At 68.6% G+C, this 26,202-nt stretch carries 28 protein-coding genes and 1 tRNA gene; 21 read left to right on the forward strand and 8 right to left on the reverse strand.

Going from position 1 to position 26,202, the window contains the following annotated elements; genetic code table 11:
* Positions 1–48: 48 nt before the first annotated feature.
* Positions 49–714, reverse strand: coding sequence for an energy transducer TonB (locus ACQVBX_RS17555; protein ID WP_431635746.1), 666 nt, complete (start codon positions 712–714; stop codon positions 49–51).
* A gap of 333 nt (positions 715–1,047) precedes the next feature.
* On the opposite strand from ACQVBX_RS17555, the gene ACQVBX_RS17560 reads away from it, so the two are divergent.
* Together ACQVBX_RS17560 and trhA are read left to right on the forward strand one after the other, a co-directional pair.
* Positions 1,048–1,479 carry a hypothetical protein gene (locus ACQVBX_RS17560; RefSeq protein WP_431635747.1) on the forward strand — a complete coding sequence of 144 codons (432 nt, stop codon included), beginning with the start codon at positions 1,048–1,050 and terminating at the stop codon, positions 1,477–1,479.
* Positions 1,480–1,603: 124 nt separating this feature from the next.
* Positions 1,604–2,269 carry a PAQR family membrane homeostasis protein TrhA gene (gene trhA, locus ACQVBX_RS17565; protein WP_431635748.1) on the forward strand — a complete coding sequence of 222 codons (666 nt, stop codon included), beginning with the start codon at positions 1,604–1,606 and terminating at the stop codon, positions 2,267–2,269.
* Between the two features lie 3 nt (positions 2,270–2,272).
* On the opposite strand, the gene ACQVBX_RS17570 is transcribed toward trhA, so the two are convergent.
* Together ACQVBX_RS17570 and ACQVBX_RS17575 are read right to left on the reverse strand one after the other, a co-directional pair.
* Entirely contained in the window at positions 2,273–2,758 is a 486-nt protein-coding gene (locus tag ACQVBX_RS17570; RefSeq protein ID WP_431635750.1) for a DUF456 domain-containing protein, read from the reverse strand.
* A gap of 81 nt (positions 2,759–2,839) precedes the next feature.
* Positions 2,840–3,616, reverse strand: coding sequence for a ferredoxin--NADP reductase (locus tag ACQVBX_RS17575; RefSeq protein ID WP_431635751.1), 777 nt, complete (start codon positions 3,614–3,616; stop codon positions 2,840–2,842).
* Positions 3,617–3,772: 156 nt separating this feature from the next.
* Between ACQVBX_RS17575 and dusA the strand changes: the two genes are divergently transcribed.
* The 4 genes from dusA (at position 3,773) to ACQVBX_RS17595 (ending at position 7,278) form a co-directional block, all read left to right on the forward strand.
* The gene (dusA, locus tag ACQVBX_RS17580; protein ID WP_431635752.1) at positions 3,773–4,795 is read left to right on the forward strand and encodes a tRNA dihydrouridine(20/20a) synthase DusA; all 1,023 of its coding nucleotides are present in this window, start codon (positions 3,773–3,775) and stop codon (positions 4,793–4,795) included.
* 89 nt (positions 4,796–4,884) lie between these two features.
* On the forward strand, positions 4,885–5,205 hold the full coding sequence (locus ACQVBX_RS17585; RefSeq protein ID WP_431635753.1) for a PepSY domain-containing protein: 321 nt from the start codon (positions 4,885–4,887) through the stop codon (positions 5,203–5,205).
* Positions 5,205–5,897: a response regulator transcription factor gene (locus ACQVBX_RS17590; RefSeq protein ID WP_431635754.1), complete on the forward strand. Its 693-nt coding sequence runs from the start codon at positions 5,205–5,207 to the stop codon at positions 5,895–5,897. Before ACQVBX_RS17585 ends, ACQVBX_RS17590 begins: the two co-directional genes overlap by 1 nt.
* The gene (locus ACQVBX_RS17595; RefSeq protein ID WP_431638224.1) at positions 5,863–7,278 is read left to right on the forward strand and encodes an ATP-binding protein; all 1,416 of its coding nucleotides are present in this window, start codon (positions 5,863–5,865) and stop codon (positions 7,276–7,278) included. Before ACQVBX_RS17590 ends, ACQVBX_RS17595 begins: the two co-directional genes overlap by 35 nt.
* A gap of 60 nt (positions 7,279–7,338) precedes the next feature.
* On the opposite strand, the gene ACQVBX_RS17600 is transcribed toward ACQVBX_RS17595, so the two are convergent.
* Positions 7,339–7,677, reverse strand: a complete 339-nt coding sequence (locus ACQVBX_RS17600) for a hypothetical protein (RefSeq protein WP_431635755.1) — start codon at positions 7,675–7,677, stop codon at positions 7,339–7,341.
* Positions 7,678–7,839: 162 nt separating this feature from the next.
* Between ACQVBX_RS17600 and ACQVBX_RS17605 the strand changes: the two genes are divergently transcribed.
* The 10 genes from ACQVBX_RS17605 to ACQVBX_RS17650 all read left to right on the forward strand — a co-directional run bounded on the left by ACQVBX_RS17605 (position 7,840) and on the right by ACQVBX_RS17650 (position 15,826).
* A complete protein-coding gene (locus ACQVBX_RS17605; RefSeq protein ID WP_431635757.1) occupies positions 7,840–8,814 on the forward strand; it encodes a biotin--[acetyl-CoA-carboxylase] ligase in 975 nt (324 codons plus the stop codon).
* Positions 8,811–9,566, forward strand: a complete 756-nt coding sequence (locus ACQVBX_RS17610) for a type III pantothenate kinase (RefSeq protein ID WP_431635758.1) — start codon at positions 8,811–8,813, stop codon at positions 9,564–9,566. The genes ACQVBX_RS17605 and ACQVBX_RS17610 overlap by 4 nt, the downstream gene beginning before the upstream one ends.
* 30 nt (positions 9,567–9,596) lie before the next feature.
* Positions 9,597–10,316: an SPOR domain-containing protein gene (locus tag ACQVBX_RS17615; protein WP_431635759.1), complete on the forward strand. Its 720-nt coding sequence runs from the start codon at positions 9,597–9,599 to the stop codon at positions 10,314–10,316.
* 49 nt (positions 10,317–10,365) lie between these two features.
* Positions 10,366–10,441, forward strand: a tRNA-Thr gene (locus ACQVBX_RS17620).
* A gap of 124 nt (positions 10,442–10,565) precedes the next feature.
* Entirely contained in the window at positions 10,566–11,480 is a 915-nt protein-coding gene (gene rocF / locus ACQVBX_RS17625; RefSeq protein WP_431635760.1) for an arginase, read from the forward strand.
* A gap of 16 nt (positions 11,481–11,496) precedes the next feature.
* Complete coding sequence (locus ACQVBX_RS17630) at positions 11,497–12,861, forward strand: tryptophan--tRNA ligase (RefSeq protein WP_431635761.1); 1,365 nt, start codon at positions 11,497–11,499, stop codon at positions 12,859–12,861.
* A 58-nt stretch (positions 12,862–12,919) separates the two neighbouring features.
* The gene (locus tag ACQVBX_RS17635; RefSeq protein ID WP_431635762.1) at positions 12,920–13,246 is read left to right on the forward strand and encodes a hypothetical protein; all 327 of its coding nucleotides are present in this window, start codon (positions 12,920–12,922) and stop codon (positions 13,244–13,246) included.
* Between the two features lie 154 nt (positions 13,247–13,400).
* The gene (locus ACQVBX_RS17640; protein WP_431635763.1) at positions 13,401–14,630 is read left to right on the forward strand and encodes an MgtC/SapB family protein; all 1,230 of its coding nucleotides are present in this window, start codon (positions 13,401–13,403) and stop codon (positions 14,628–14,630) included.
* A 30-nt stretch (positions 14,631–14,660) separates the two neighbouring features.
* Complete coding sequence (locus tag ACQVBX_RS17645; protein WP_431635764.1) at positions 14,661–15,185, forward strand: M48 metallopeptidase family protein; 525 nt, start codon at positions 14,661–14,663, stop codon at positions 15,183–15,185.
* 2 nt (positions 15,186–15,187) lie between these two features.
* Positions 15,188–15,826 carry a DUF6348 family protein gene (locus ACQVBX_RS17650; RefSeq protein ID WP_431635765.1) on the forward strand — a complete coding sequence of 213 codons (639 nt, stop codon included), beginning with the start codon at positions 15,188–15,190 and terminating at the stop codon, positions 15,824–15,826.
* 173 nt (positions 15,827–15,999) lie between these two features.
* Here ACQVBX_RS17650 and ACQVBX_RS17655 read toward each other — a convergent pair whose 3' ends face one another.
* The 3 genes from ACQVBX_RS17655 to pdhA all read right to left on the reverse strand — a co-directional run bounded on the left by ACQVBX_RS17655 (position 16,000) and on the right by pdhA (position 19,631).
* Positions 16,000–17,388, reverse strand: a complete 1,389-nt coding sequence (locus ACQVBX_RS17655; RefSeq protein WP_431635766.1) for a dihydrolipoamide acetyltransferase family protein — start codon at positions 17,386–17,388, stop codon at positions 16,000–16,002.
* Between the two features lie 164 nt (positions 17,389–17,552).
* Complete coding sequence (locus ACQVBX_RS17660) at positions 17,553–18,533, reverse strand: alpha-ketoacid dehydrogenase subunit beta (protein ID WP_431635767.1); 981 nt, start codon at positions 18,531–18,533, stop codon at positions 17,553–17,555.
* Between the two features lie 3 nt (positions 18,534–18,536).
* Complete coding sequence (gene pdhA / locus ACQVBX_RS17665; RefSeq protein ID WP_431635769.1) at positions 18,537–19,631, reverse strand: pyruvate dehydrogenase (acetyl-transferring) E1 component subunit alpha; 1,095 nt, start codon at positions 19,629–19,631, stop codon at positions 18,537–18,539.
* Positions 19,632–19,841: 210 nt separating this feature from the next.
* Between pdhA and ACQVBX_RS17670 the strand changes: the two genes are divergently transcribed.
* From ACQVBX_RS17670 to ACQVBX_RS17680, 3 genes are all read left to right on the forward strand, one after another.
* Complete coding sequence (locus ACQVBX_RS17670; RefSeq protein ID WP_431635770.1) at positions 19,842–20,696, forward strand: tryptophan 2,3-dioxygenase; 855 nt, start codon at positions 19,842–19,844, stop codon at positions 20,694–20,696.
* Between the two features lie 76 nt (positions 20,697–20,772).
* Complete coding sequence (locus ACQVBX_RS17675) at positions 20,773–22,278, forward strand: peptide MFS transporter (RefSeq protein ID WP_431635771.1); 1,506 nt, start codon at positions 20,773–20,775, stop codon at positions 22,276–22,278.
* A gap of 234 nt (positions 22,279–22,512) precedes the next feature.
* Positions 22,513–24,018, forward strand: a complete 1,506-nt coding sequence (locus tag ACQVBX_RS17680; protein ID WP_431635772.1) for a peptide MFS transporter — start codon at positions 22,513–22,515, stop codon at positions 24,016–24,018.
* A gap of 21 nt (positions 24,019–24,039) precedes the next feature.
* Here the strand turns inward: ACQVBX_RS17680 and ACQVBX_RS17685 are convergent, their stop codons facing one another.
* Positions 24,040–24,513, reverse strand: a complete 474-nt coding sequence (locus tag ACQVBX_RS17685) for a MarR family winged helix-turn-helix transcriptional regulator (protein WP_431635773.1) — start codon at positions 24,511–24,513, stop codon at positions 24,040–24,042.
* Between the two features lie 131 nt (positions 24,514–24,644).
* Between ACQVBX_RS17685 and hppD the strand changes: the two genes are divergently transcribed.
* Positions 24,645–25,754, forward strand: coding sequence for a 4-hydroxyphenylpyruvate dioxygenase (gene hppD, locus ACQVBX_RS17690; protein ID WP_431635774.1), 1,110 nt, complete (start codon positions 24,645–24,647; stop codon positions 25,752–25,754).
* A 47-nt stretch (positions 25,755–25,801) separates the two neighbouring features.
* A complete protein-coding gene (locus ACQVBX_RS17695) occupies positions 25,802–26,200 on the forward strand; it encodes an endonuclease domain-containing protein (RefSeq protein WP_431635775.1) in 399 nt (132 codons plus the stop codon).
* Positions 26,201–26,202: the final 2 nt, after the last annotated feature.

The raw sequence follows: 26,202 nt of genomic DNA on the forward strand, positions 1-26,202 counted from the left end.
GTCATCCCCCGGCCCGCGGGCGGGCCGGGGGATGGCATCAACCGCCCATCAACCGCCGCGCAGCTGGAACGTCACCGGCACCCGCGCCCATGCGCGCACGGCGCGCCCGTCGACCACCGCCGGCTGGAACGACCAGCCCGAGAGCACCTGGCTGCGGGCGCTGCGATCGAGCAGCGGATGGCCGCTGCTTTGCTCGACCTGCACATCGACCGGCCGGCCGCTCTCATCCACCAGCACACGCAACAACACCGTGCCCTGTATGCGCTGGCGCATCGCGATCGCCGGGTAGGCCAGCGGCGCCTGCCGGTAGGCCAGGCTCGCCTCCACGGGCTCCGCGGCCACCGCCGATGACGGTGGCGCCAGCGTTGGCGTGCTCACCGGCGGTGCGGCGACGTTGCCTTCCTCCACCACCGAAACGACGGGCGGTGCGGTCGGGGCCGGCGTTGCCCGGGGCACGGCCGTGGGCGGCGCGGGCGTCGGCAGCGGCTTGATCTCCAGCATGGGCGGTGCCGGCGGTGGCGTCGGCTCCTTCTCGATGATGCGGACGGTGGGAGTCGGTGCCGGCTTGGGCAACACGTCCGCCATGCGTGGCGGCAGTGGCCGCATGGCAGCGACGAGGATGACGAGGTTGAGGGCCATCGCCGCGCTCAGGGCGGCGATGCGCACCTGGTCGGGATGGGGACGACGAGCACCAGCCAGGCTTGCGGACGACATGGGCGACCTCCTGACAATCGATGTGAGTTGTGGCGCCGCCGCGCTGCGGGGTGGCAGTGGGGATCGCGGGACGCGCCTGCAGCCTATGCCGGAAGTCATGGTTCGGGCAAGCGGACGTCTATACGTCCAAGCGTTTCAATTGAAACCATCGATGCGGCGCCGGGCGCGATCTGCACCGCGCAGGCCTCGCCAACACGTATCGCTGCCGGGCGGGGTAACCGGCGGGCGGCGTCCTGCTGCACGCGGCTGCCGCAGCGTTGCGGCCAATTCATCCGCCATGCGCACAATGCGCCGATCCGGCCACGAGCCGGCCACTCGATGCGGGGAAACATCATGGGAATTCGCACATTCGCGGTGGCGTGCGCGCTGCTGCTGGGCATGGCGGTGGCGCCGGCGGCGCAGGCACGCGACATCTCCTGCAAGATGACCTTCCAGCTCTCGGGCTGGTCGGTGTTCTACAAGACCGCCACCGGCAGCGGCACGGTGACCTGCAGCAACGGCCAGAGCATGCACGTGCGGTTGCGCGCCAAAGGCGGTGGCCTGACCTTCGGCAAGACCCGCATCGACCACGGCATCGGCAAGTTCACCGGCGTCAACAGCATCGCCGACATCAAGGGCCACTACGCCAACGCCGAGGCGCACGCGGGAGCGGAGAAGTCGGCCGATGCGCAGGTGGTGACCAAAGGCAGCGTGTCGCTGGCGCTCAGCGGCAAGGGGCGCGGCTGGAATCTCGGCGTTGCCTTTGGCGCCTTCATCATCGAGTGATCGCGTCGGCGGCGGTGTAGCGTGCGCCGCCGACAGCTTTCCGTGCGCCGGAGGATGCAGCGCCGGATGAGCGCGCTATGGTGCAGTGCGGAACCGCCGCATCCGCGGCGGGTGGAGAACTCACGTGACGGCAGTAAGGGTGACGGCTGCGCCGCGCTACACGTTCGGCGACGAGCTGGCCAGCAGCATCGTGCACGGCATCGGCATCGTGCTCAGCATCGCCGGGCTGGCGGCACTGGTGGCGTTGTCCGCCCGCCACGGCGAGGTGCGCGATGTAGTGGCCAGCGCGGTCTTCGGCACCACCCTGGTGCTGCTGTACACCGCCTCCACGCTCTATCACGCCGTGCCCGTGCCCAAGGCCAAACCGGTGCTGCGCACGCTGGACCACATCGCGATCTATCTGCTGATCGCCGGCACCTATACGCCGTTCACCCTGATCGCCCTGCCGGGGCGCTGGGGCTGGAGCCTGTTCGCGGCGGTGTGGACGCTGGCCGCGCTGGGCAGCGTGCTGGAGTTCGGCGCGCTCAGGCGCTTTCGCAAGCTGTCGGTGCTGCTCTACATCGGCATGGGCTGGATCGGCATGATTGCGTTCAAGCCGCTGATGGCGCACCTGCAGACCGGCGGCATGCTGCTGCTGGTCGCCGGTGGTCTGGCCTATACGTTGGGCGTTCCGTTCTACCTGTGGCGGCGGCTGCCCTATCACCATTCGGTGTGGCACTGTTTCGTGCTCGCCGGAAGCGTGCTGCATTACCTCGCGGTGCTGTTCTACGTGATTCCCGGCCCGGTGTAGGCCTTAGCCCAGCAGCATCGCCAGGGCGAACAACCCGAGCATGGCGCACGACACCACCAGCTTGAGCAGCGTGCCGAACAGCAGGCCCAGCCAGGTGCTCAGGCCCACGTGGGCGGAGCGCAAGGCGCCATTTCCGGCCAGCAACTCGCCGCCCAACGCGCCCACGAACGGCCCCAGCAGCAGCCCCGGCACCCCGAAAAACATGCCCACGAAGGTACCCAGTGCCGCGCCCCACAGCGCCTGCCGACTGGCTCCCACGCGTTTGGCGCCCAGCGCTCCGGCGACGAAGTCGACCACCACGCCCGCGGCACCGAGCAGGCCGATGCCGACCAGCCACCACAGGCCCACGTGCCGATAGCCGTCCACCGCCGCGGCCAGCCAGATGCCGCCGAAGATCATCGGAATGCCCGGCAGCGCCGGCAGGATCGCGCCGGCCAGTCCGCCGATCATCAATAGCGCCGCGAGTAGGTAGAGCAGGATGTCGAGCATGGCTGGCAGCGTCGTGGGGCGCGTGGGCGTGAAACGCCACCCTACACGTCTTCGTCGACTGCGGCCGGTGACGGCGAGGCGTTACTTCTCGACGAACGCCCGCTCGATCACGTAGTCGCCCGGCTCACGCGTGCGCGGCGAGGCCTGGAAACCGCGGCCGTCGAGCAGGGCGCACAGGTCGTCCAGCATCGCCGGGCTGCCGCAGAGCATCACGCGGTCGGTCTCGGGGTTGAGCGGCGGCAGGCCCAGCGTCTCGCTCATCTGCCCATCGACGATGGCGTCGGTGATGCGACCCTGGTTGCGGAACGTGTCGCGGGTGACGCTGGGGTAATAGATGAGCTTCTCGCGCACCAGCTCGCCCAGGTACTCGTGCTGCGGCAGTTCGTGCTGCAGGTAGTCGGCGTAGGCGAGGTCGCTGACGTGGCGCACGCCGTGGGCCAACACGATCTTGTCGAAGCGCTCGTAGGTTTCCGGGTCGCGGATGATGCTCAGGAACGGCGCCAGCCCGGTGCCGGTGCCCAGCAGGTAGAGGTGCTTGCCGGGCTTGAGGTCGTTGAGCACCAGCGTGCCGGTGGGCTTGCGGCTGACGATCACCGGATCGCCGGGCTTGAGGTGCTGCAGGCGCGAAGTGAGCGGCCCGTTCGGCACCTTGATCGAGAAGAACTCCAGGTGCTCTTCCCAGTGCGCGCTGGCGATGGAATACGCGCGCATCAGCGGGCGGCCGTCCACCTCCAGCCCCATCATCACGAAGTGCCCGCTCTCGAAGCGGAACCCCGGGTCGCGGGTGGTGCGGAAGCTGAAGAGCGTGTCGTTCCAGTGATGCACGTCGATCACGTGCTCGGTCGCCAATGCCACCATGGTTGATACCGTTCGAATGGGAGGAGCCGGCGGGGTGGCCGGACGCGCGACGGCGCAGGGTGCGCGGTCGCTGCGGGGATCGGAAGTCAGCGCGACATTATGCCATCGGCGGCCAGGTGGGCCCAAGCCGGGTCGGGAGGCCCTTACAATGGTCAGATGACTGCTATTGCACCTGCCGCTGCCGCACAGAGCCGCGTTGATGCGCCCTGGCGCGTCTGCGTGGCCCCGATGATGGACTGGACCGACCGCCATTGCCGCTATTTCCATCGTCTGCTCTCGCCGCGGGCGCGGCTGTATACGGAAATGGTGACCAGTGCGGCGCTGGTGCGCGGCGGCCAGCTGCGTCTGCTCGAGCACAGCCAGCAGGAGCATCCGGTGGCGCTGCAGCTCGGCGGCAGCGATCCGGTGGAACTGGCGCGCGCGGCGGTGCTCGGCGCCGAGGCCGGCTATGACGAGATCAACCTCAACGTCGGCTGCCCGTCCGACCGGGTGCAGTCCGGGCGCTTCGGCGCCTGCCTGATGCTGGAGCCGGCCTTGGTCGGGCAGTGCGTGCGGGCCATGCGCGAAGCGGTGGCGGCGGCTGGCTTCGCCATTCCAGTGACGGTGAAGTGCCGCATCGGCGTGGACGACCAGGACGACTATGCCGACCTGCAGCGCTTCACCGAGACGATGGTCGCCGCGGGCGTCACCGTGCTGGTGGTGCACGCGCGCAAGGCCTGGCTGCAGGGCCTGAGCCCAAAGGAGAACCGCGAGATCCCGCCGCTGGACTACGGCCGGGTGTACCAGCTCAAGCGCGAGTTCGCCGCGCTGACGGTGGTGATCAACGGCGGCATTACCTCGGTGGACGAGGTGCGTGCGCATCTGGATGCGGTGGACGGGGTGATGCTCGGTCGCGCCGCTTATCACGATCCCTACCTGCTGGCGCAGGTCGAGTCGGCGCTGTTTGGCGAGCCGCTGCCCACGCGCGAGGCGGTGCTGGCGCACCTGCGTCCCTACGTCGAGGCCGAGCTGGCACGTGGTACCGCGATCAAGCACATCACCCGGCACCTGCTCGGGCTCTATCAGGGGCAGCCCGGCGCGCGCAGTTTCCGCCGCGTGCTGAGCGAGGGCGCGCACCTGCCGCAAGCCGGCTGGAGCCTGCTGGAGCAGGCGCTCGATCCGGTGCGCGTCGCGGCATGACAAGCCGCCGTGTTCGGGCCACTATTCAGCCCGGGCGCCTTAACCTCGCAGCACGCCGGGTTCCCCGCCGGCGGTCGGATCACGAACGCATGACATCCAAGACGCTTATGCTGTCGCGCCTTCTGGCTGCGCCGCTGCTGATGGCGGCAGCTCCGCTGTGGGCACGCCAGGAGTCCGGGCTGAGCCTGGATCAGGCGGTGGAGAAGGTGCAGCACGACACGGGGGGCAGGGTGCTTTCAGCCGATCGCCGGGAGTTCGGGCGCCGGACCGAGTACCGCATCAAGGTGCTCACGCCCGGCGGCTATGTGCGCACACTGGCCATACCCGCCGAGCCGGAAAAACGCCCGGCCCCCACCCAGTCAACCAAGAATCCGGCCGGCAACGGCCGGGGCAACAAGGAGAAACACTGATGCGCATCCTTTTGGTGGAGGACGAGGCGCCGCTGCGCGAGACCCTCGCCGCGCGCCTCAAGCGCGATGGCTTCGCCGTCGATGCCGCGCAGGACGGCGAGGAAGGCATGTACCTGGGGCGTGAGGTGCCGTTCGACTTGGCGATCATCGACCTGGGCTTGCCCAAGATGTCCGGCATGGATCTGATCAAGTCGCTGCGCGAGGCCGGCCAGCGCTATCCCATCCTCATCCTGACCGCCCGTGGCGGCTGGCAGGACAAGGTGGAAGGCCTCAAGCACGGCGCCGACGACTATCTGGTCAAGCCGTTCCACGTCGAGGAACTGCTGGCGCGCATCAACGCGCTGGTGCGTCGCGCCAGCGGCTGGTCCAAGCCGGTGCTGGCGTGCGGCCCGATCAAGCTGGACACCACCGCGCAGACGGTGTCGGTCGAAGGCAAGCCGGTCGACCTCACCAGCTACGAATACAAGGTGCTCGAGTACCTGATGCTGCATGCCGGCGAGCTGGTCTCCAAGGCCGACCTGACCGAACACATCTACCAGCAGGACTTCGACCGCGACTCCAACGTGCTCGAAGTGTTCATCGGGCGCCTGCGCCGCAAGCTCGACCCCGAGAGCACCATCAAGCCCATCGAGACCGTGCGTGGACGCGGATACCGCTTTGCCATCCCCCGCAGCGACGGCGACGAAGACTGAGCGGCCCCCGCCGCGCCGCCCGCTCTCGCTGGCGGCGCGCGCGGCGCTGGCCACTGGACTGGCGCTGGCCGGCTTCCTCGGCATCATCGGCGTCACCCTGTCCCAGGCCAAATACCAGACCGCGCTCAGCGGCCTGCGTGACCGGCTGGAAAACGACGTACTGGCCTATCTCGCGCTGATCGACGTGGGCCGCAACGGCCGCCTGCTGCTGCCGTACTCCTCGCCCGATCCGAGCTTTTCGCGGCCCGGCTCCGGGCTGTACGCGGTGGCGGAAGGCGAGCATGGCTTCCATTGGGAATCGTCCTCGGCGATCGGCCGCGATTTCAGCTTCCTGGCGAAGCTGCCGCCGGGCGAAACGCGCTTCGTCGGTCCAATCGACACCCGCATGGGCCGGCTGTACTACTACAGCTACGGCGTGGTGTTCGAGTCGCAGGACGACAAGCAGGTGCCGATCACCTTCACGGTGGCGCAGACCGAGGACCAGTTCCAGGGCGAAAACGCCACCTACCGGCGCTCGCTGATCATCTATCTGTCCACGCTGGGCGTGATGCTGATCGTGCTGCAGATGCTGCTGCTGCGCTGGAGCCTCACTCCGCTGCGCAAGGTGGCGGCCGACATGAGCCGGGTCGAGCGTGGCAAGAGCGATTCGCTCGACAGCCAGTATCCGTTGGAGCTCACCGGCCTCACCGAACGCATCAATGGTTTCATCGAGAGCGAGCGTGAGCAGCGCACGCGCTACCGCAACACGCTGGCGGACCTCGCGCACAGTCTGAAGACGCCGCTGGCGGTGATGCGCTCGCGGCTGGAGTCCTCCAGCGAGGCGCCGACATTGGCCCATGACGTGCTCGATCAGGTGCGCCGCATGGACGAGCTGGTGGCCTATCAGCTCGCCCGCGCCGCCACCACCGGCCGCCAGCCATTCGCCACCGCCATTCCCATCGGCGGCCACGCCGAGGATCTGGTGCAGAGCCTGGAAAAGGTCTACGCCGCGAAGAACGTGCTGTGCGAGTTCGAGATCGACGAAGGCGTAGCCTTCTACGGCGAACAGGGCGATCTGCTCGAGCTGATGGGCAACCTGCTGGAGAACGCCTTCAAGTGGTCGCGCCATCGCGTGCTGCTGGTGGTCAAGGCGCTGCCGCAGGCCGGCAAGCAGCGCCCGGGACTGCTGATGAGCGTGGAAGACGACGGCCCGGGGATCGAGCCCGATCAGGTCGACCGGGTGCTCCAGCGCGGCGTCCGCGGCGATGAGCGCGTGCAGGGCCACGGCATCGGCTTGTCCATCGTGCAGGACATCGTGCGGGCCTACCAGGGTGAGCTGGCGGTGGACCGCTCGGCCGAGTTCGGCGGCGCCCGCTTCAGCGTGACCTTGCCGCCGGGGTGAGCCGGACGCCGGGATGACGGGCGACCTGGCGCGCTCGCGAGCGCGCGGATTGCGCGGAAGTTACTGGATCGACCCGGGCAGCAGGGACTGCCAGCCGACGTTGGAGTGCGGCGCCGGCGCCTGCCGATCGCCCGTGCTCACCGGCAACGAACCGGACCGGTCGCCATCGCCGCTTTCGCTGCTTGCGCTCGCCGGCGCGTCACTGGCGTGGCTGCTGGTCGTGCCGGAAAGATCGCCACCGCCGGTGGCGCCACTGTCGATGGTGCGGGTGCGCGCGCTGGTGCCGGTGCGCTGGCCGAGGTCCTGCGTACCCATGTCGCCTGCGGCGCGCGCCGCCATGGCCGGCGAGGAGACCGCCGCGACCAAGGTGCAGCCGATAATCCAGCGTGTGGGACTCATGGCGACTCAACCCCTTGATTCGCATGAACAGACGTCGGAGCGTGACAGAAAGCGTTGGCGCGTGCCAGTGTCGCGGCCGCTTCCCGGCGGCGCTCCGCGCCGCGCGCGATAGAATGCCGCCCATGCCTTTGTCCCTCTTCCCGCCAGCGGCGGGCACGACCCATGCACGCCGTTGACTTGCTTGCCGCCCTGGCCTCCGGCGAACCGGTCTCCGGCGCCCGGCTGGCCGAATCGGCCGGGCTGACTCGCGCCGCCATCTGGAAGCAGATCGAGGCGCTGCGCGCCCGCGGCCTGCCGATCGAATCGCGCGGCAGCGCCGGCTACCGATTGCCCTGGCCGGTGGAGCTGCTGGACGCCGAGCGCATGCGCGCCGCGATGGACCGGTCCAGCAGCGAGCGCCTGGGCGCGCTGGAGGTGCACTGGGAGCTCGATTCCACCTCCAGCGAGCTGCAGCGCCGCGGACCGACGGCCGCCGACCTCAGCGTGGTGTTCGCCGAAACGCAGACCGCCGGCCGCGGTCGTCGCGGACGCACCTGGCTGTCGCCGCCGGGGCTCAACCTCTACATGTCCTGCCTGAAGCGCTTCGACAGCGGGCTGGCGGGCCTGTCCGGGCTGTCGCTGGCGGTCGGGGTGATCGTGCTGCGGGCGCTGACGGCCGCGGGCGTCCAAGGCGCGGGCCTGAAGTGGCCCAATGACGTGCTCACCCCGCAGGGCAAGCTGGCCGGCATCCTGGTGGAGCTCAGCGGTGAGTATCAGGGGCCCTGCGCCGCGGTGATCGGCATCGGCCTCAACCTGCGCCTCACCGACGCGCTGCGTGAGCAGGCCGGACAGCCGGTGGCCGATGTGGCGGGCCTGTGCGGGGGGCGGCCGCCGTCGCGCAATGCCATGGCCGCTGCGCTGGTGCAGGCCCTGGCCGATGGCCTGCAGCAATTCGAGCGGTACGGCTTCGCCGCCTTCGTCGACGACTACGTCACCCACGACCTCCTGCACGGCGTGCCGCTGAGCCTCACCGGCGCGCACGGCGATTTCCTCGGCACCGGGGCCGGCGTCGACGCCCGTGGCGCTCTGCTGGTACGGCTTGCCGACGGCAGCACGCGGGCGGTGGACAGCGCCGACGTCACGGTGCGCCGCGCATGAGGCTGCTGCTGGATCTGGGCAACACGCGCCTGAAATGGTCCGCCCGCGACGCCACCGGCGAACTGGCGCATGGCGCCGTGGCCTGGTCCGATCCGGTGGCCGATGCCTTGCGCGAAGCATGGCGCGCGCTGCCACCGGCCGATACGGTGCTGGGCGCCTCGGTCGTGGACGACGCGCGCGAGGCGCTGGTCGCTGCCCAGGCGATCGCCATGCTGTCGCGCGAGGTGCAGTGGGTGCGCAGTCCTGCCGCCGCGTGCGGGATACGCAGCGCCTACGCCGAGCCGCAGCGGCTCGGCGTCGATCGCTTTCTGGCCATGGTGGCGGCGCATGCCGAAGGCCGTTCGCCGTGCGTTCTGGTGGGCGTGGGCACGGCGCTGACGCTGGATGCGCTCGCCGGCGACGGCACCCATCTGGGCGGCGTCATCGCGCCCGGTCCGCAATTGATGCAGCAGTCGCTGCTGGGTGCCACCGTACGCGTACGGCCCGAACAGGCCGGAGTGGTCACCACGCTGGCGGACAACACGGCCGATGCGGTGGCCTCGGGCTGCTGGGGCGCCTGCGCTGCGCTGGTGGAGCGGTTCACCGCGCAGGTGGCGCCGCAGCTCGGCGCGCCGCGGCTGCTGTTCGGCGGCGGCGATGCGGCCAGCCTGCGCTCGCTGGTCGACCTGCCCAGCGAACTGTTCGCCGATGGCGTGCTGCGCGGGCTGGACGTGTGGAGCCGCGTCGCGGTTCCGTCCGCGGCCGGCCACTAGACTGCACCGGAGCCTGCCTGAGGGATGTCGATGTTCCTGCGTCTTCTGTTCGTGCTGCTGATCGCGCTCAATATCGCCGTGGGCGCCTGGCTGGTGCTGGGCCAGGACGACGTCCATGTGCGCAGCGTCACCGATCCGGGCGTGCCGGTGCTGCATCTGCTGACCGAGCGGCCCGATCTCGTGGCAGCGGCTTCGGCGCCCGCGCCGTTGTCCGCGTCCTCGACGCTGGCCGATGCCAGCGCGGCGGCGTCCGTGCCATCCGCGCCGTCCAGCGCGCCGGAGCCCACCGCCGCCAGCTACCGCTGCATGGCGCTGGGCCCGTTCGCCAGCCTGCAGGCGCTGCGCAGCGCACGCAGCAAGCTGGAATCGCAGACGGCGCGCAGCCGCTCGCGCCAGGAGCAGTCGCAGCAGTCGCGCGGCTGGTGGGTGTACCTCCCCGCGCAGGCCAGTCGCGCCCAGGCCCTGGCGCAGGCGCAGCGACTGAGCGATGCGCACATCGACGACTACTTCGTGGTGAGCTCCGGTGGGCAGCCCAACACGATCTCGCTGGGGTTGTTCAAGGATCCGGCGAATGCGCGCAAGCGCCGCGACCAGGTGGTGGCGGCCGGCTTCCCCGCGCAGATGACCGAACGGGTGGAGACGGTGCCCGAATACTGGCTCGACGTGGTGGTGGCCGACGCCGATCCGGCGGCATGGCGCCAGCGCATCCGCGCGCTCGGCGTGGGCTCGCACAGCACCGGCTGCTTCTGAACCGGCACCGCGACCTAAGTCCCTGGCGCCTGTTAGAATCGCCGCTTACGCCGGTATAGCTCAGTTGGTAGAGCAACTGATTTGTAATCAGTAGGTCGCGGGTTCGATTCCTGCTGCCGGCACCACCGTCGCGCCAGTGGTACCCGGGTGCGCGGGTCGTTGCCCGCCTCGCCTGATCATCCCCCTCCTTGCGCGCAGGCGCATCGTGCGGATGCCCGCCACGTGGCGCGATCGACACGACGAGGCAGCATGAGCAAGCAGAGCATTTCCCTGATCGGCGTTCCCACCGACATCGGCGCGGGCCACCGCGGCGCCTCGATGGGGCCGGAAGCGCTGCGCGTGGCGCGGCTGGCGGAGAAGCTGGCCAAGCGCGGGTTGAATGTGGTCGACCGCGGCAACGTCGCCGGACCGATGAACCCCTGGCAGCCGCCGGTGGAAGGCTATCGCCACTTGGCCGAAGTGGCCGCGTGGAACCGCGGCGTTTTCGATGCCGTGCACGCGGAGCTGGCGGCTGGCCATCTGCCGGTCATGCTCGGCGGCGATCACTGCCTGGCGATCGGTTCGATCGCCGCGGTCGCCGCGCACTGCCGCGCGCAGGGCAAGACTCTGCGCGTGCTGTGGTTGGACGCCCACTCGGATTTCAACACCGCGCTGGCCACGCCCTCGGGCAACATCCACGGCATGCCGGTGGCCTGCCTGTGCGGCAACGGCCCGAAGGAACTGGTCGAGGTCGGCGGCCACGTGCCGGCGACCACGCCGGACGTGTTCCGGCAGATCGGCATCCGCTCGGTGGACGACATGGAGAAGCAGCTGATCCGCGATGCCAAGGTGCAGGTGTTCGACATGCGCCACATCGACGAGAACGGCATGAAGCGCACGATGGAAGAAGCGCTGGCCGGCATCGACGCCAACACCCACCTGCACGTGAGCTTCGACGTGGACTTCCTCGACCCGACCATCGCGCCGGGCGTGGGCACCACGGTGCGCGGCGGCCCGAACTACCGTGAGGCGCAGCTGTGCATGGAGATGATCGCCGACACCGGCCGCCTCGGCTCGCTCGACATCGTCGAGCTCAACCCCGCCTACGACAAGCGCAACCAGACCGCGAAGCTCGCGGTGGACCTGGTCGAATCGCTGTTCGGCAAGTCCACCCTGATCCACTGAGCACGATCGCGCACGCATGCAGACCCGAGTCCTCACCGGCATCACCACCACCGGCACACCGCACCTGGGCAACTACGTCGGCGCGATCCGCCCGGCGATCGCCGCCAGCCGCCGCGACGAGGTGGACGCGTTCTACTTCATGGCCGACTACCACGCGCTGATCAAGAGCGACGATCCCGCGCGCATCGAGCGCTCGCGGCTGGAGATCGCCGCGACGTGGCTGGCCGCGGGGCTGGACCCGGAGCGCGTCACGTTCTACCGGCAGTCGGACATCCCGGAGATCCCCGAGCTGACCTGGTTCCTCACCTGCGTCACCGCCAAGGGCCTGCTCAACCGCGCGCACGCGTACAAGGCGGCGGTGGACAAGAACGTGGCCGAGGGCGAGGACGCCGATGCCGGCATCACCGCGGGGCTCTACATGTACCCGGTGCTGATGGCCGCGGACATCCTCGCCTTCAACGCACACCAGGTGCCGGTGGGCCGCGACCAGATCCAGCACATCGAGATGGCGCGCGACATCGCGCAGCGCTACAACCACATCTACGGCCGCGACTTCTTCGTGCTGCCGGAGGCGCTGATCGAGGAGCAGGTGGCGACGCTGCCCGGCCTGGACGGGCGCAAGATGTCCAAGAGCTACGACAACACCATTCCGCTGTTCGCCGCGGGCGCCAAGGGCATGCGCGAGGCGATCCTGCGCATCGTCACCGACTCGCGCCTGCCTGGCGAACCGAAGGACCCGGACAGCTCGGCGCTGTTCACCATCTTCCGTGCGTTCGCCAGCGAGGCGGAGAGCCAGGCCTTCCGCACCGCGCTGGAGGAGGGCATCGGCTGGGGCGAGGCCAAGCAGGTGCTGTTCGAGCGCATCGAGACGGACGTGGCGCCGATGCGCGCGCGTTACGACGAGCTGATGGCGAGGCCCGCGCAGATCGAGGCGATCCTGCAGGAAGGCGCCAGGAAGGCGCGTGCCATCGCCGTGCCGCTGATTGCCGAACTGCGCGACGCGATCGGCCTGCGTTCCGGTGAAGCCGTCGCTGTTGCTGCACCCGTGGCGGCGTCGGTGCCGAAGGCGGAAAAGCCGCCGCGCTTCGCCAGCTTCCGCGACGGCGACGGTCGCTTCCGCTTCCGCCTGTTCTCCGGCGACGGCGAAGAGCTGCTGCTGTCGCAGCCGTTCGACGATCCCAAGGCGGCCGGCGCCCTGCAGAAGCGCCTGCGCACGCTCGGTGGTGCGTCCGCCGTGGTGCAGACCCTGGCCGACGGCACCATGCTGGAGCTCGACGGCGTGGCCGTGGCGCGACTGGAGATCGGTCCCGGCACGGATGCGGCTGACCTCGCGCTGGAGCGACTGCGCCACGCGCTCGACCAGCTCGCCGCGCAGGACTGAGCCCTCTTTCTTTGCCGTGCCGGCCCACATGCTGCCGGCCGATATCGGAGTTCCTTCGATGCGTTACCTCGCTCTGCTGCTGCTTGCGCCCTGGCTGGTGATCCTCGGCTGGGCTTATTTCGCCTATCCGAAAAGCCTGCCGCGCACGGCGGGACGTCGCAGTTTCGACGTGGCCGTGCTGTTGCTCGCGGTGGCCGCCACGGTGACCGCGGCGGTGCTCGGCTACGAGGCGGTGCAACTGCCGCCAGTGGCGCAGTTCGGCCGCTCCAGCGGCGCGATCTGGCAGCAGGTGCTGCCCGCGCTGTACGGCTACGGCGCCTGCGTGGCGGTGCTGCTGGTGGGCCTGCTCATGCGCCAGCAACTGTGGGGTCGCACGCGCCGCTGAGGCGCAGACACGCCCCTTTCGCTGCGGCATCATCCGGCGAGGGCGGGACGCTGCCCGCCATCGGCAACGCGAGGCGCGCCGTGCATCCGGTTCGATCGACACGCTTTCCCACCCAGCCGTGCGCTCGACGCGCGCCAGCGTGCGGGTGCGTGCGATGACGCCCTGGACCGGCTTCGCCGTGGCGCTGGGCATCGGCCTGCTGATGGGCGCCGAGCGCGAGCGCCGCAAAGGCACCGATGCACAGCAGACGGTAGCCGGCATCCGCACGTTTTCCGTGGTGGCGCTGTTCGGCGCCATCTGCGCCGCGCTCGATCCGTGGCTGGTGGTGGCGGCGATGCTGGCGCTGACCGTGCTGGTCGGCATCGCTTACGCGCGCGATCGCAGCGGCGATCCGGGTCTCACCACCGAAGCGAGCCTGCTGGCCTGCCTGGCGCTGGGCGCGCTAGCCACGCGCCATCCGCTGCTGGCGGCCGGCGTAGGCGTGGCGATCACCGCACTGCTGGCCTCGCGCGAGTGGCTGCACCGCTTCGTGCGCGGGGTGCTGACGACGGCGGAGCTCAACAACCTGCTGGTGCTCGCTGCGGCCACGCTGATGGTGCTGCCGTTGATTCCGGATCGTGCGATCGGGCCATTCGATGCGATCCATCCGCGCACGATCTGGATCATCGTGATCCTGGTCATGGCGATCGGCGCGCTCGCCCACGTGCTGCTGCGCTGGCTGGGCAGCTCGGTGGGTCTGCCGCTGGCCGGGCTGCTCTCGGGCTTTGTCTCCAGTACGGCCACCATCGGCGTGATGGGTTCGCGCGCGCGCGGCGCTCCCGCGCAGCGGCCGCGTGCGGTAGCGGCGGCGGTGCTGTCCACCGTCGCCACGTTCGCGCAGATGGCGGCGGTGCTGGCGGTGACCCACGCGCCTACGCTGCGAGTGCTGGCGGTGCCGCTGCTGGCCGGCGGCATAGCGGCAGCGGCGGTGGGTGCCATCGTGGTCTGGCGCAGCCGCGACGGCGAGCCGGGCGCCGACATCGAGGCCGGTGCCGCGGCCTTCAGCGTGAAGAGCGCGCTGGTGCTCGGCGCGACCATCGCGCTGGTGCAGCTCGTCGCCGCCGCGTTGCAGGCCTGGCTGGGTCAGCGCGGTCTGCTGGTGGCCGCCTCTGTGGCCGGCTTCGCCGACACCCATGCGCCGGCGGTGTCGTTCGCCTCGCTCGCTGCCGATGGCGCCATCGCTCCGCACCAGGCGATGTGGCCGATCCTGCTGGCGCTGACCACCAACACCGTGTCCAAGGCCGTGGTCGCCGTGTTGGGCGGTGGCCGCGCGTTCGCGCAGCCGGTGATCGCCGGGCTGGCGCTGGTGCTTGCCTGCACCTGGGCCGGCGCGCTGTTTGCGTGAGCGCTGCGGTCGGGATGCGACAATGCCCCGGTGACCATGCTGCGCTACCTCCAGGGCTATCCCGACCATCTGCAGGATCAGGTGCGTGCCCTGCTGCAGGCGGGGCAACTGGGCGATCATCTCGCTGCGCGCTATCCCGAGCGCCACGCGGTGCAGAGTGACAAGGCGCTGTATGCCTACACCATGGAACTGAAACAGGCCTATCTGCGCAACGCGCCGGGCATCGACAAGGTGCTCTACGACGCCAAGCTCGACGTGGTGAAGAAGGCGTTGGGCCTGCATACGGCCATTTCGCGCGTGCACGGCGGCCGGCTGAAGGCAAAGAAGGAGATCCGCGTGGCCTCGGTGTTCCGTCAGGCGCCGGCCGCGTTCCTGGAAACCATCGTGGTGCACGAGCTGGCGCACCTGAAGGAACTGGACCACAACAAGGCGTTCTACCAGCTGTGCGAGCACATGCTGCCGGACTACCACCAGCGCGAGTTCGACCTGCGCGTGTACCTCACCTGGCGCGACCTGGCGCCGCCGGCCGATGCCGTTGACCAAGAGAAGGAATAACGATGGATGACGCCGCGTTGCAGAGCGCCTTGCGCCGACTGTTCGAACGCCACGAGGTGGAGCTGGAACCGGACGAGGACGGCTGGCTGCTCACCGACGGCGACTTCCCGGCGATCCGCGCGCACTGGCAGGCCGGTGCGGCCGGTGAGCCCGGCCGGCTCGATGTCGACGTGGTGGTGGCGGAGGATCGCTGCATCGAGGACAGCTTCGCCGGCGCCGACGCGCGTGAGGCGCTGGCGGCGTTCGAGCAGTCCAGCTTCCACCTGCTGCTGGCCGCGTGCTGGTACCTCACCGACGACCGGCGCATGCGCATCGCCACGTGGGACATCGGCGTGCGCACCTGGGACGTATTCATCGGTCCGCTGGTGACGCGACCTTCCGCCGCCGAGCCGCAGCCGATGCCGACCGACGCCGCGCTCGCCCTGCAGCAGGCGGTGAGCCAGCTCGCGCTCGCTCCGCAGTTGCACTGGATCCACCTGCTCCATCGTCGCTCGGGTGACGACGCCACCACCCACGAAGCCCTGCTCGATGGGGAGCCGTGGGCCGCCGGCACGGCGATGCTGGCAGCCAGCCCGTGGCCGGAACTGTCGCCCGACACCTCGGCGCGGCAGCTGGTGCTGCTGGACGTGCGCGACTACTGAGGGCCTCCCTGCTGTAGGAGCCCGCTCGCGGGCGATGCTCCTCGCTTCGATGTGGCATCAGAGCCAACAGCATCGCCCGCGAGCGGGCTCCTACAGGAGGGCGGGGTGCCGCAGAAACGCAAAGGCCCGGGAGGCGTGAACCTCCCGGGCCTTCTAGCTCACGATCCGTCGGATCAGTGCGGCTGCGCCATGTCGTCCAGCAGTGCCTTGAGGAAGCGCGCGGCTTCGCCGCCGGTGGCGGCGCGGTGGTCGAAGGTCAGGCTGATCGGCATGCGACGGTGCACTTCGATGCCGCCGATCACCGCCACGACGTCGTGGCTGAGCTTGCCGGCGCCGATGATCGCGACCGTCGGCGGCACCACCACCGGGGTGGCGTAGCGGCCGGCGAACATGCCGAAATTCGACAGGCTGATGGTGTAGCCGGACAGCTCCGACGACGGGATCGAGCGGTCTTCCACCTGGGTGCGCAGGCGCTTGATCGCGGCGCGCACGCCGTGGCCGTCGAGCATGTCGGCGTTGCGCAGGGCCGGCACGAACAGGCCGTCCTCGGTGTCCACGGCGATGCCGATGTCCACGTGCGGATGCAGCGTGCGGGTGAGGTTCTTGCCGTCGAACCAGGCATTGAGTGCCGGCACCGCCTTGCAGGCGGCGACGATCGCGCGCACCAGGCGGGCGGTGATGTCCTGCTTGCCGATCCAGGCGTGCAGATCGGCGTCGTCCACCAGGGTGGTCGGCACCACGTTGGCGTGGGCCTCGGCCATCACACGCGCCATGTTGCGGCGCACGCCCTTGAGCTGCTCCGGCTGGCCGCTGGCGGTCTGCGACGGCGGCGCGGTGCGCACCGGCTTGCCGGCCAGCGAGGTGGTGGTGCGTGAGGGCGCCGGGCCGGGTTCGGGCAGCTCTGGCGCCAGATGGCGGCCGGCCGAGGCGGGTACGGCGCGGGCCGGGGCGGCGCCGAGCGGGGCGCTGCCGTTGGCGGCGGCGTCCTTGACGTCCTTCATGGTGACCACGCCATCGGCACCGGTCGGGCGCACGCGGGACAGATCGACCTTGAGCTTCTTGGCCAGCGCACGCACGGCCGGTACGGCCTTGACGCCGCCGATGCTGGCCGCCTGCTCGACGTGCACGTGGCTGCCGCTGACCATCGCGCCGACCACGGTGCCCTCGTCTTCGCGATCGCCGTTGCCGCTTTCTACTTCACCGCCCTCGTCGGAGGCGACCACGCGGCCGCCGTCGTCCGGCGCGGGGCTGCCTACGCTCTTCTTCGGGCCGTGGTGGTGGCCGGTGGACTCGGCCTCGGCGCGCTGCTTGGCGTTCGGATCGGGCTCGAAGTCGGCCAGCGCGGCGCCGGTCTCGATGATGTCGCCCGGGGCGCCGTAGAGCTTGGTGACCTTGCCGGTGTAGGGCGAGGGCACGTCGACCACCGCCTTGGCGGTTTCCATCGAGCACAGCGGGGCGTCGAGCTTGATGCTGTCGCCTTCCTTCACGTGCCACTCGACCACGGTGGCGTCGGGCAGGCCTTCGCCGAGGTCGGGGAGGTAGAACGTCTTGATGTCAGCCATGGTGGTTTTCCGTTGTCTGGCGCGTGTCGCGCAGGCGGGAGAAATCTCGGTTTCTTTTGCCGTCATTCCCGCGAAAGCGGGAATCCATTGTTTCGCTGGGCGAAGATCAAAATGGGTTCCCGCTTGCGCGGGAATGACGTGCGTTTCAGTTGCGGCTTTGAGGGTCAGCTGGCGGCCAGCGTGCGCTTGGCTGCATCGACGATGCGCTCCACGCTCGGCAGGTACTTCATTTCCAGGCGGAACAGCGGGATGTGCGTGTCGAAGCCGGTGACGCGCTCGACCGGCGCGAGCAGGTCGTACATGCATTCCTCGCTCAGGCGCGCGGCGATCTCGGCGCCGTAGCCTGCGGTCTTCGGCGCCTCGTGCACGATCACGCAGCGGCCGGTCTTCTGCACCGATTCGGCGATGGTGTCGAAATCCAGCGGGGTCAGCGTGGCCACGTCGATCACCTCGGCGCTGATGCCGGCCTGGGCCAGCTCGTCGGCGGCTTCCAGGCATTCCTTCACCTGCGCGCCCCAGGTCACCAGGGTCACGTCGGTGCCGTCGCGCAGCACGAAGCACACGTCCAGCGGCAGCGCCTCGCCGTCGTCCGGCACCTCTTCCTTGTACTGGCGGTAGATGCGCTTGGGCTCGAAGAACATCACCGGATCCGGATCGCGGATCGCCGCCAGCAGCAGGCCGTAGGCGCGCGCGGGCGAGGAGGGCATCACCACGCGCAGGCCGGGGATGTTGGTGAACAGGTGCTCGTTCGCCTCGGAGTGGTGCTCCGGTGCGCGGATGCCGCCGCCCCACGGGGCGCGCCACACGGCCGGCACAGTGAGGCGGCCGCGGGTGCGATTGCGCAGGCGCGCGGCGTGGCAGGCGATCTGCTCCATCATCGGGTAGATGAAGCCTTCGAACTGCGCCTCGGCGACCGGCTTCATGCCCTGCACGGCCAGGCCGACGGTGACGCCGGCGATGGTGGTTTCGTCTAGCGGCGTGTCGAGCACGCGCAGCTCGCCGAACTTTTCCTGCAGGCCCTGGGTGGCGCGGAACACGCCGCCGTTGACGCCGACGTCCTCGCCCAGCACCACGACCGAGTCGTCGTGCTTCATTTCGTAGGCGAGCGCCTGGGTGACCGCTTCGATAAGAGTGATTTGTGCCATGACTCAGTGACCCTTGGTCGGCGTGGTTTCGAGAGCGAGCACGTAGTCGCGCTGCTTGGCGAGGTCGGCGGGAACCTCGGCGAAGGTGTAGTCGAACATCGCCGACACCGGCTGCGTCTTGGTTTCGAGGTAGGCGTTCACCTCGTTGTCCATCCACTCGTCGCACTCGGCCTTCCAGGCTTCTTCCTTGGCGTCGTCCCACACGCCCTTGGCCACCAGCCAGTTCTTCAGGCGCTTCATCGGCTCCTTCGCCCAGCCGTCCTTCACTTCCTGCTCGCCGCGGTAACGGCGTGCGTCGTCGGCGGTGGTGTGGTCGCCAAGGCGGTAGGTGACGGCCTCGATCACGCTGCCACCCTCGCCGTTGCGGGCGCGCTCCAGCGCGTCTTCCATCGCCTTGCGCACGGCGATGATGTCGTTGCCGTCCACCTGGATCGAATACAGGCCCGCAGCGATGCCCTTCTGCGCCAGTGTTGGCGCGCCCGACTGGATCTTGCGCGGCACCGAGATGGCCCACTGGTTGTTGACGATCACCGCCACCATCGGCAGGTTCTGCGCGCCGGTGATGTTGATGGCGCCGTAGAAGTCGCCCTTGGAAGAGCCGCCGTCGCCGATGGTGCACACCGCCACGCGTTTCTCGCCGCGGATCTTGAACGCCAGCGCGCTGCCTGCTGCGTGCAGGCACTGCGTGGCGATCGGCACGCTCCACGCGAAATCGTGGCGCGCCGGTTCGTTCTGGTAGTCGTTGCCGCGCTCGTCGCCGCCCCAGTACATGTAGACCTCGCGCGGGCGCACGCCGCGGTACAACTGGGCGCCGTACTCGCGGTAGCTAGGCGCCAGCACGTCCTCGGGCTTCATCGCCGAGCCGATGCCGACGTGGGCGGCCTCGTGCCCCAGGCAGCTGGCGTAGGTGCCGAGCTTGCCGGTGCGCTGCAGCGCGATCGACTTGGCGTCGAACACGCGGGTGGACATCATCAGCTTGTACAGCTCGACCATATGGTCGAGGTCCTGCGCGAACGCGGGCAGGTCGTCACGGACCTGCTTGCCCTCGGCATCGAGGTACTGCAGGTATTCGATCTCAAACTTGGCGGCAATCGACACGAGTCGCTCCGAAAGTGGGCAAAAGGGGCTCGGGAGGCGGCAGGGCGCGGGTCGGGGAAACACCCGCAGGCACGCAAATGTCCCAAAAAATCCTGCAATTGATAGCAGGCGGGGATGTTGCGTCGCAAGGTACAGCGCAGCATGCGCGCCGGTACGGATGCGCCCGGGTGAGCCGCTACCATGCGGGTTTTGACGGGGAATGACGCGGTCATGACGGACAACCGGCGCGATCTGGAAGCGGGCATTGAAACCGACCTGGAGGGGCGCCTGACCTACGGCGGCTACCTGCGGCTGGACGTGCTGCTGTCGGCGCAGCAGCCGCGCAGCGTGCCGCCGCACCACGACGAGATGCTGTTCATCGTGCAGCACCAGGTGAGCGAGCTGTGGATGAAACTGATGATCCACGAGCTGCGCGCGGCGATCGATTTCCTGCAGCGCGACCAGGTGTGGCAGGTGCGCAAGGTGCTGGCGCGCTGCAAGTCGGTACTGCGTCAGCTGATCGAGCAGTGGGCGGTGCTGGAGACGATGACGCCGTCGGAATACCTGGAGTTCCGCGAGACGCTGGGGCCGTCGTCCGGCTTCCAGTCGCTGCAGTACCGCGTGATGGAGTTCGTGCTGGGCAACAAGAACGCGGCCATGCTCAAGGTGTTCGACCATGATCCTGCAGGGCAGGCGCAGCTGCGCGCGGTGCTGGAGGCGCCGAGCCTGTACGACGAGTTCCTGCGCTATCTTGCCCGCTTCGATCACGCCGTGCCGGTCAAGCACCTGGAGCGCGACTGGAGCGAGCCGCATGTAGCCGACGTGGCGCTGCTGCCGGTGTTCGAACGAATTTACGGCGACACCGACCGCTACTGGCGCGAATACGCGCTGTGCGAGGACTTCGTCGACCTGGAGACCCAGTTCCAGCTGTGGCGCTTCCGCCACATGCGCACGGTGCAGCGGATCATCGGCTTCCGTCGCGGTACCGGCGGCTCGTCCGGCGTGGCGTTTCTGAAGAAGGCGCTGGAGCTGGAATTCTTTCCCGAGCTGTTCGAGGTGCGCACGACCTTGCGTCCCCATGGCTAGTCAAAGCATCCCTCACGGCTGACGCGGCGGCCCGCGTCTGGCACGATCGGTCGACTTTCCTGGGGTGACATCACTTATGACCGATCGCCAAGACGCCGCCACCGCGGCGCCCGACTTCCCGCAGCTGTTCGGCCATCCGCGTCCGCTGTGGATGCTGTTCATGACCGAGTTCTGGGAGCGCTTCGCGTTCTACAGCGTGAGCTGGGCGCTGACGCTGTACATCGTGGCGCAGTTCTTCCACGGCGACGCGTCGGGCCAGGCGTGGGCCAGCGGCATCTTCGGCGCGTACACCGCGCTGATCTACGCCACCGGCATCTTCGGCGGCTACGTGGCGGACAAGCTGATCGGTTACCAGCGCTCGATCCTGATCGGCGCGGCGGTGATGGCGGCGGGCCTGTTCGCGCTGGCGGTGCCGACCAAGCCGGTGTTCCTGCTCGGGCTGGCGCTGGTGATCGTGGGCGACGGCCTGTTCAAGCCGAACATCTCCTCGATGGTCGGCCAGCTCTACGGCAAGGATGATCCGCGCCGCGACCGCGGCTTCACGCTGTTCTATATGGGCATCAACGCCGGCGCCTTCATCGCGCCGCTGCTCACCGGCTGGATGGCGGCGTACTTCACCGACACCGCGCTGGAGCAGAACTACAAGCTGGTGTTCCTGGCCGCCGGCGTGGGCATGGTGCTGAGCTTCTTCTGGTTCTGGTTCGGCCGGCGCAGCCTCGGTGGCGTGGGCCGCCCGGCGGCGGAAAAGACCGGGCCGGGGCGCACGGTGGGCGTGATCGCGGGCTCGTTGCTGGCGGTGCCGGTGATCTACGGGCTGCTCTCGCAGATCGGCCCGATCGGACTGCAGTGGATGCTTGGCCTGCTGTTCATCGGCATCTCCGTGCTGCTGCTGGTCGAGGCGGCGCGGCACGACAAGGTGCAAGTGCACCGGGTGATCGCCATGCTGATCATCTTCGCCTTCAACGTGCTGTTCTGGATGTTCTATTTCCAGCTCGGCACCTCGTTCAATTTCCTCGCCGAAAACTTGGTCGACCGCAAGATGTTCGGTGGCTGGACGTTCCCGGTGGGCTGGTTCCAGTCGGTAAGCCCGCTGGCGATCCTCGCGCTGGCGCCGCCGCTCACCCTGGTGTGGGGTTGGCTGGCCAAGCGCAACAAGGAGCCGTCGATCCCGCGTAAGTTCGGCCTGGGGCTGATCTTCAACGGCCTCGGTTTCGCCGTGCTGATGTTCGCGCTGTCGAAGCTGCTCGGGCCGGCCGGGCTGATCCCGTTCTGGCCGCTGGCGGCCTGCTACGTGCTGCAGACCACCGGTGAGCTGTGCCTGTCGCCGATCGGCCTGTCGATGGTGACCAAGCTGGCGCCGCCGCGTCTGGTCGGCGCGGCGATGGGCGGCTGGTTCCTCTCGCTCGCCGTGGGCGGCAATCTATCGGGCCTGCTGGCCAGCTCGATCAGCGGCAGCACGGGCATGACCGCCGCCTCGGCGCTGGGCGGCTTCACCTTCGGCTTCTGGCTGCTCGCCGGTGCGGGCGCGTTCCTGCTGCTGGTGTCGCCGCTGATCAACCGGCTGATGCACGGGGTGAAGTGAGCCTGGCGAAGAACCTGTAGGAGCGCACCCTGTGCGCGAATGCTCTTGCTCCTGATCGACATCGAAGCCAAGAGCACGTCGCGCACAGGGTGCGCTCCTACATGGCCGGCAAGGGGCGCCGGGCAGGCGCTGGAGTCCTCATCTTCTGCTGCGTCCGGGTTTTCGGGCATCCGGGGTGCATTCGCCATCCCGACCAGCTACGGTTTCGCAATATTTTGCGAATCAGGGGGCTGCATGACCGATCAAGCCGCGACGGCACCGAACGCGCCGGACTTCCCGCAGACGCTGGGCCATCCGCGTCCGCTGTGGATGCTGTTCATGACCGAGTTCTGGGAGCGCTTCGCCTTCTACGGCATGCGCTGGGCGCTCACGCTGTACATCGTGGCGCAGTTCTTCGGCGGCGATCCGGCGGGCCAGGCGTATGCCAGCCGCACCTACGGCGCGTATCTGGCACTGGTCTATGCGGCGGCGGTGTTCGGCGGCTACGTGGCGGACAAGGTGATCGGCTACCAGCGTTCGATCCTGCTCGGCGCGGTGGTGATGGCCAGCGGCCTGTTCCTGATCATGTGGCCGGACCAGGACGTGTTCCTGCTCGGGCTGTCCACGGTGATCGTCGGCAATGGCCTGTTCAAGCCGAACATCTCCTCGATGGTCGGGCAGCTGTACGGGCAGGGCGATCCGCGCCGCGACCGCGGCTTCACGCTGTTCTACATGGGCATCAACGGCGGTGCGCTGGTGGCGCCGCTGGTCACCGGCTGGCTGGCCAGTTACCTCAGCGGCACGCCGCTGCAGCAGAACTACAAGGCGGTGTTCCTGGCCGCGGGCTTGGGCATGCTGGTGAGCCTGGCGTGGTTTGCCTGGGGACGGCGCCAGCTCAAGGGTGTCGGCCGGCCGGCACCGGAGCAGGCGTCGCTGGTGCGCGTAGCGTATGTGGCAATCGGCTGCGTGCTGGCGATTCCGCTGGTCTACCTGCTGATGGCCAAGACCGGTGCGATCGCCCTGCAGTGGCTGCTCAGCGCGATGTTCGTGGCGCTGTCGCTGATGCTGCTGGTGGAAGGCATCCGTGCCGGACGCGTGCAGCGTGACCGGGTGATCGCGATGCTGCTGATCTTCGCCTTCAACGTGCTGTTCTGGATGTTCTACGAACAGGCCGGCAGCTCGTTCAACTTCCTGGCGCAGAACCTGGTGGACCGGGAGATGTTCGGCGGCTGGGTGTTCCCGGTTGGCTGGTTCCAGTCGGTCGCGCCGCTGGCGATCGTGCTGCTGGCACCGCTGGTGTCGATCACCTGGGGCTGGATGGATGCGCGTGGCGCCGAGCCGTCGATCCCGCGCAAGTTCGGCCTGGGGCTGCTGTTCAATGCGCTGGCCTTCGTGGTGCTGATGTTTGCGCTGTCGCAACTGGTCGACGGCACCGGCCACATCCCGTTCTGGCCGCTGGTGCTGGTGTACGTGATGCAGGTGATCGGCGAGCTGTGCCTGTCGCCGATCGGCCTGTCGATGACCACCAAGCTGGCGCCGGCGCGCATGGTGGGTTTCGCGATGGGCGGCTGGTTCCTCTCCACCGGCATCGGCAACAACCTGTCAGGCATCTTCGCCGGCCACGTCAGCGGCGAGAGCGGGATGACCGTGGCCTCGGCGCTCAGCGGCTTCACCTTCAGTTTCTGGCTGCTGGTGATCCCTGGGGCGTTGCTGTTCCTGGCGGCGCCGTTGATCGCGCGGTTGATGCACGGGGTGAAGTGAGGCGAGCGGGCCGCACGTGCCTCAGGCGGTGGCGCGGTCCTGCAGCTTGTCGAGGATCCGTCCCAGCCAATGGCGCTCCTCCTCGCTGAGCTTCTGCAGCACCTCCTGCTCGCGCGCGCGCGCCATCGGCGCCACCACCTCGTGAATGGCCCAGCCTTCCTCGGTGAGGTCGAGCACCGAGCGGCGCTTGTCGTTGTCGTCCATGTGCCGGCTGACCCGGCCCGCCTCGACCAGTCGCGCCAGGGCGCGGCTCACGGCGACCTTGTCCATCGCCGTGCGGTCGGCCACTTGGCGCGCGGACAAGCCCTCGTAGCGCGCCAGCACGGCCATCACGCGCCACTCGGTCATGCTCAGGTCGTAGCGCTTCTGGTAGTCGTTGGCGATGCCCTGGCTGATCGTGTTGGAGAGGATCGAGAGCCGGTAGGGCAGGAAGTGCTCCAGCTCAAGCGGGGCGTGCTGGACACCAGGCGGCGTGGCTTTGCGGGGGGTGGGCACTGCGGCGACGCTCCTTGCAATTGGTTACACATGTAACTATAACGGTGGGCTCATGCGGCTTTTGCCGCCGGCAGGTGATGCTGGCGCGGGCCGCATCCGTGACATTAGCGCAGCCAACGCAGGAGAGCGCCATGACCGCCCAACCCAACGTCACCCAGCCCAACCTCGGCATGCAGGTCACCACGTTCGAGAACCCGATGGGCATCGACGGCTTCGAGTTCGTCGAGTTCGCCGCACCGGCCGATCAGGCCGCCGCAATGCACGACCTGTTCAAGCGCATGGGCTTCACCGCGGTGCTGCGCCACAAGCGCCGTGCGATCACCGTCTACCGCCAGAACGGGGTGAACTTCCTGCTCAACGAAGAGCCCGATTCCTTTGCCGCCGATTTCGCCGCCCAGCACGGCCCCAGCGCCTGCGGCTTCGCGATCCGCTTCAAGAAATCCGGCGACGAGGTGCTGGCCACCGTGCTCGGCAACGGCGGCGAAGCGGTGGAGCACAAGGCCGACACCCGCGCGGTGAAGGCGCCCGTGGTCAAGGGCATCGGCGACTGCATGCTGTACCTGGTGGACCGCTACGGCGCGGCCGGCAGCATCTATGACGGCGACTACGAGCCGATCCCGGGTGCCGAGCAGAATCCGGCCGGCTTCGGGCTGACCTTCATCGACCACCTCACGCACAACCTCTACTTCGGCAACATGCAGAAGTGGTCGGACTACTACGAGCGCCTGTTCAACTTCCGCGAGATCCGCTACTTCGACATCAAGGGCGCCAAGACCGGCCTGGTGTCCAAGGCGATGACCGCGCCGGACGGCATCGTGCGCATCCCGCTCAACGAGTCCACCGACCCGAAGAGCCAGATCAACGAGTACCTCGACGCGTACCACGGCGAGGGCATCCAGCACATCGCCTGCTTCACCGATGACATCTACGCCACGGTGGAGGCGATGCGCGCGCAGGGCGTGGAGTTCCTCGACACGCCCGATACGTACTTCGACGTGATCGACATGCGCATCCCCAACCACGGCGAGGACGTGCCGCGCCTGCGCGCGAACAAGATCCTGATCGACGCCGACCCGGACACCAAGCAGCGCAAGCTGCTGCAGATCTTCACCCAGAACTGCATCGGCCCGATCTTCTTCGAGATCATCCAGCGCAAGGGCAACGAAGGCTTCGGCGAGGGCAACTTCCAGGCGCTGTTCGAGTCGATCGAACGCGACCAGATGAAGCGCGGGGTGCTCTGATTTGAGCCCCTCTCCCTCCGGGAGAGGGGTGGGGAGAGGGTACGCTCATGCCAGAACGCATCAAGCCACCGCTGCCCACGCTGAAAAAGCAGCAGGCACGTACTCTTCGGCGAGTCGGCAAAGACGCTGAGCAAAAGCTCTGGTTCTACCTGCGCGCAGGAAGGCTGGATGGGTTGAAGTTTCGACGTCAGCATCCGGTGCCACCATACGTGGTGGATTTCTACTGCGAGGCGTGCAAGTTGGTTGTGGAGCTCGATGGTTCGCAACATAACGAAACCGCTGACACGTCTCGTACCCGTTTCCTCGAATCCGTCGGCCTCAGGGTGCTGCGTTACTGGGACAATGAGGCTCTTCAAAACACCGAGAAGGTGCTTGCGTCCATCCTGAGCGCCTGCGAAAACCGAACCCTCACCCCAACCCCTCTCCCGACGGGAGAGGGGCTTTAAAA

Origin of the sequence: Dyella thailandensis (assembly GCF_050749815.1) — a bacterium.
Taxonomy (GTDB): Bacteria; Pseudomonadota; Gammaproteobacteria; order Xanthomonadales; family Rhodanobacteraceae; genus Dyella_A.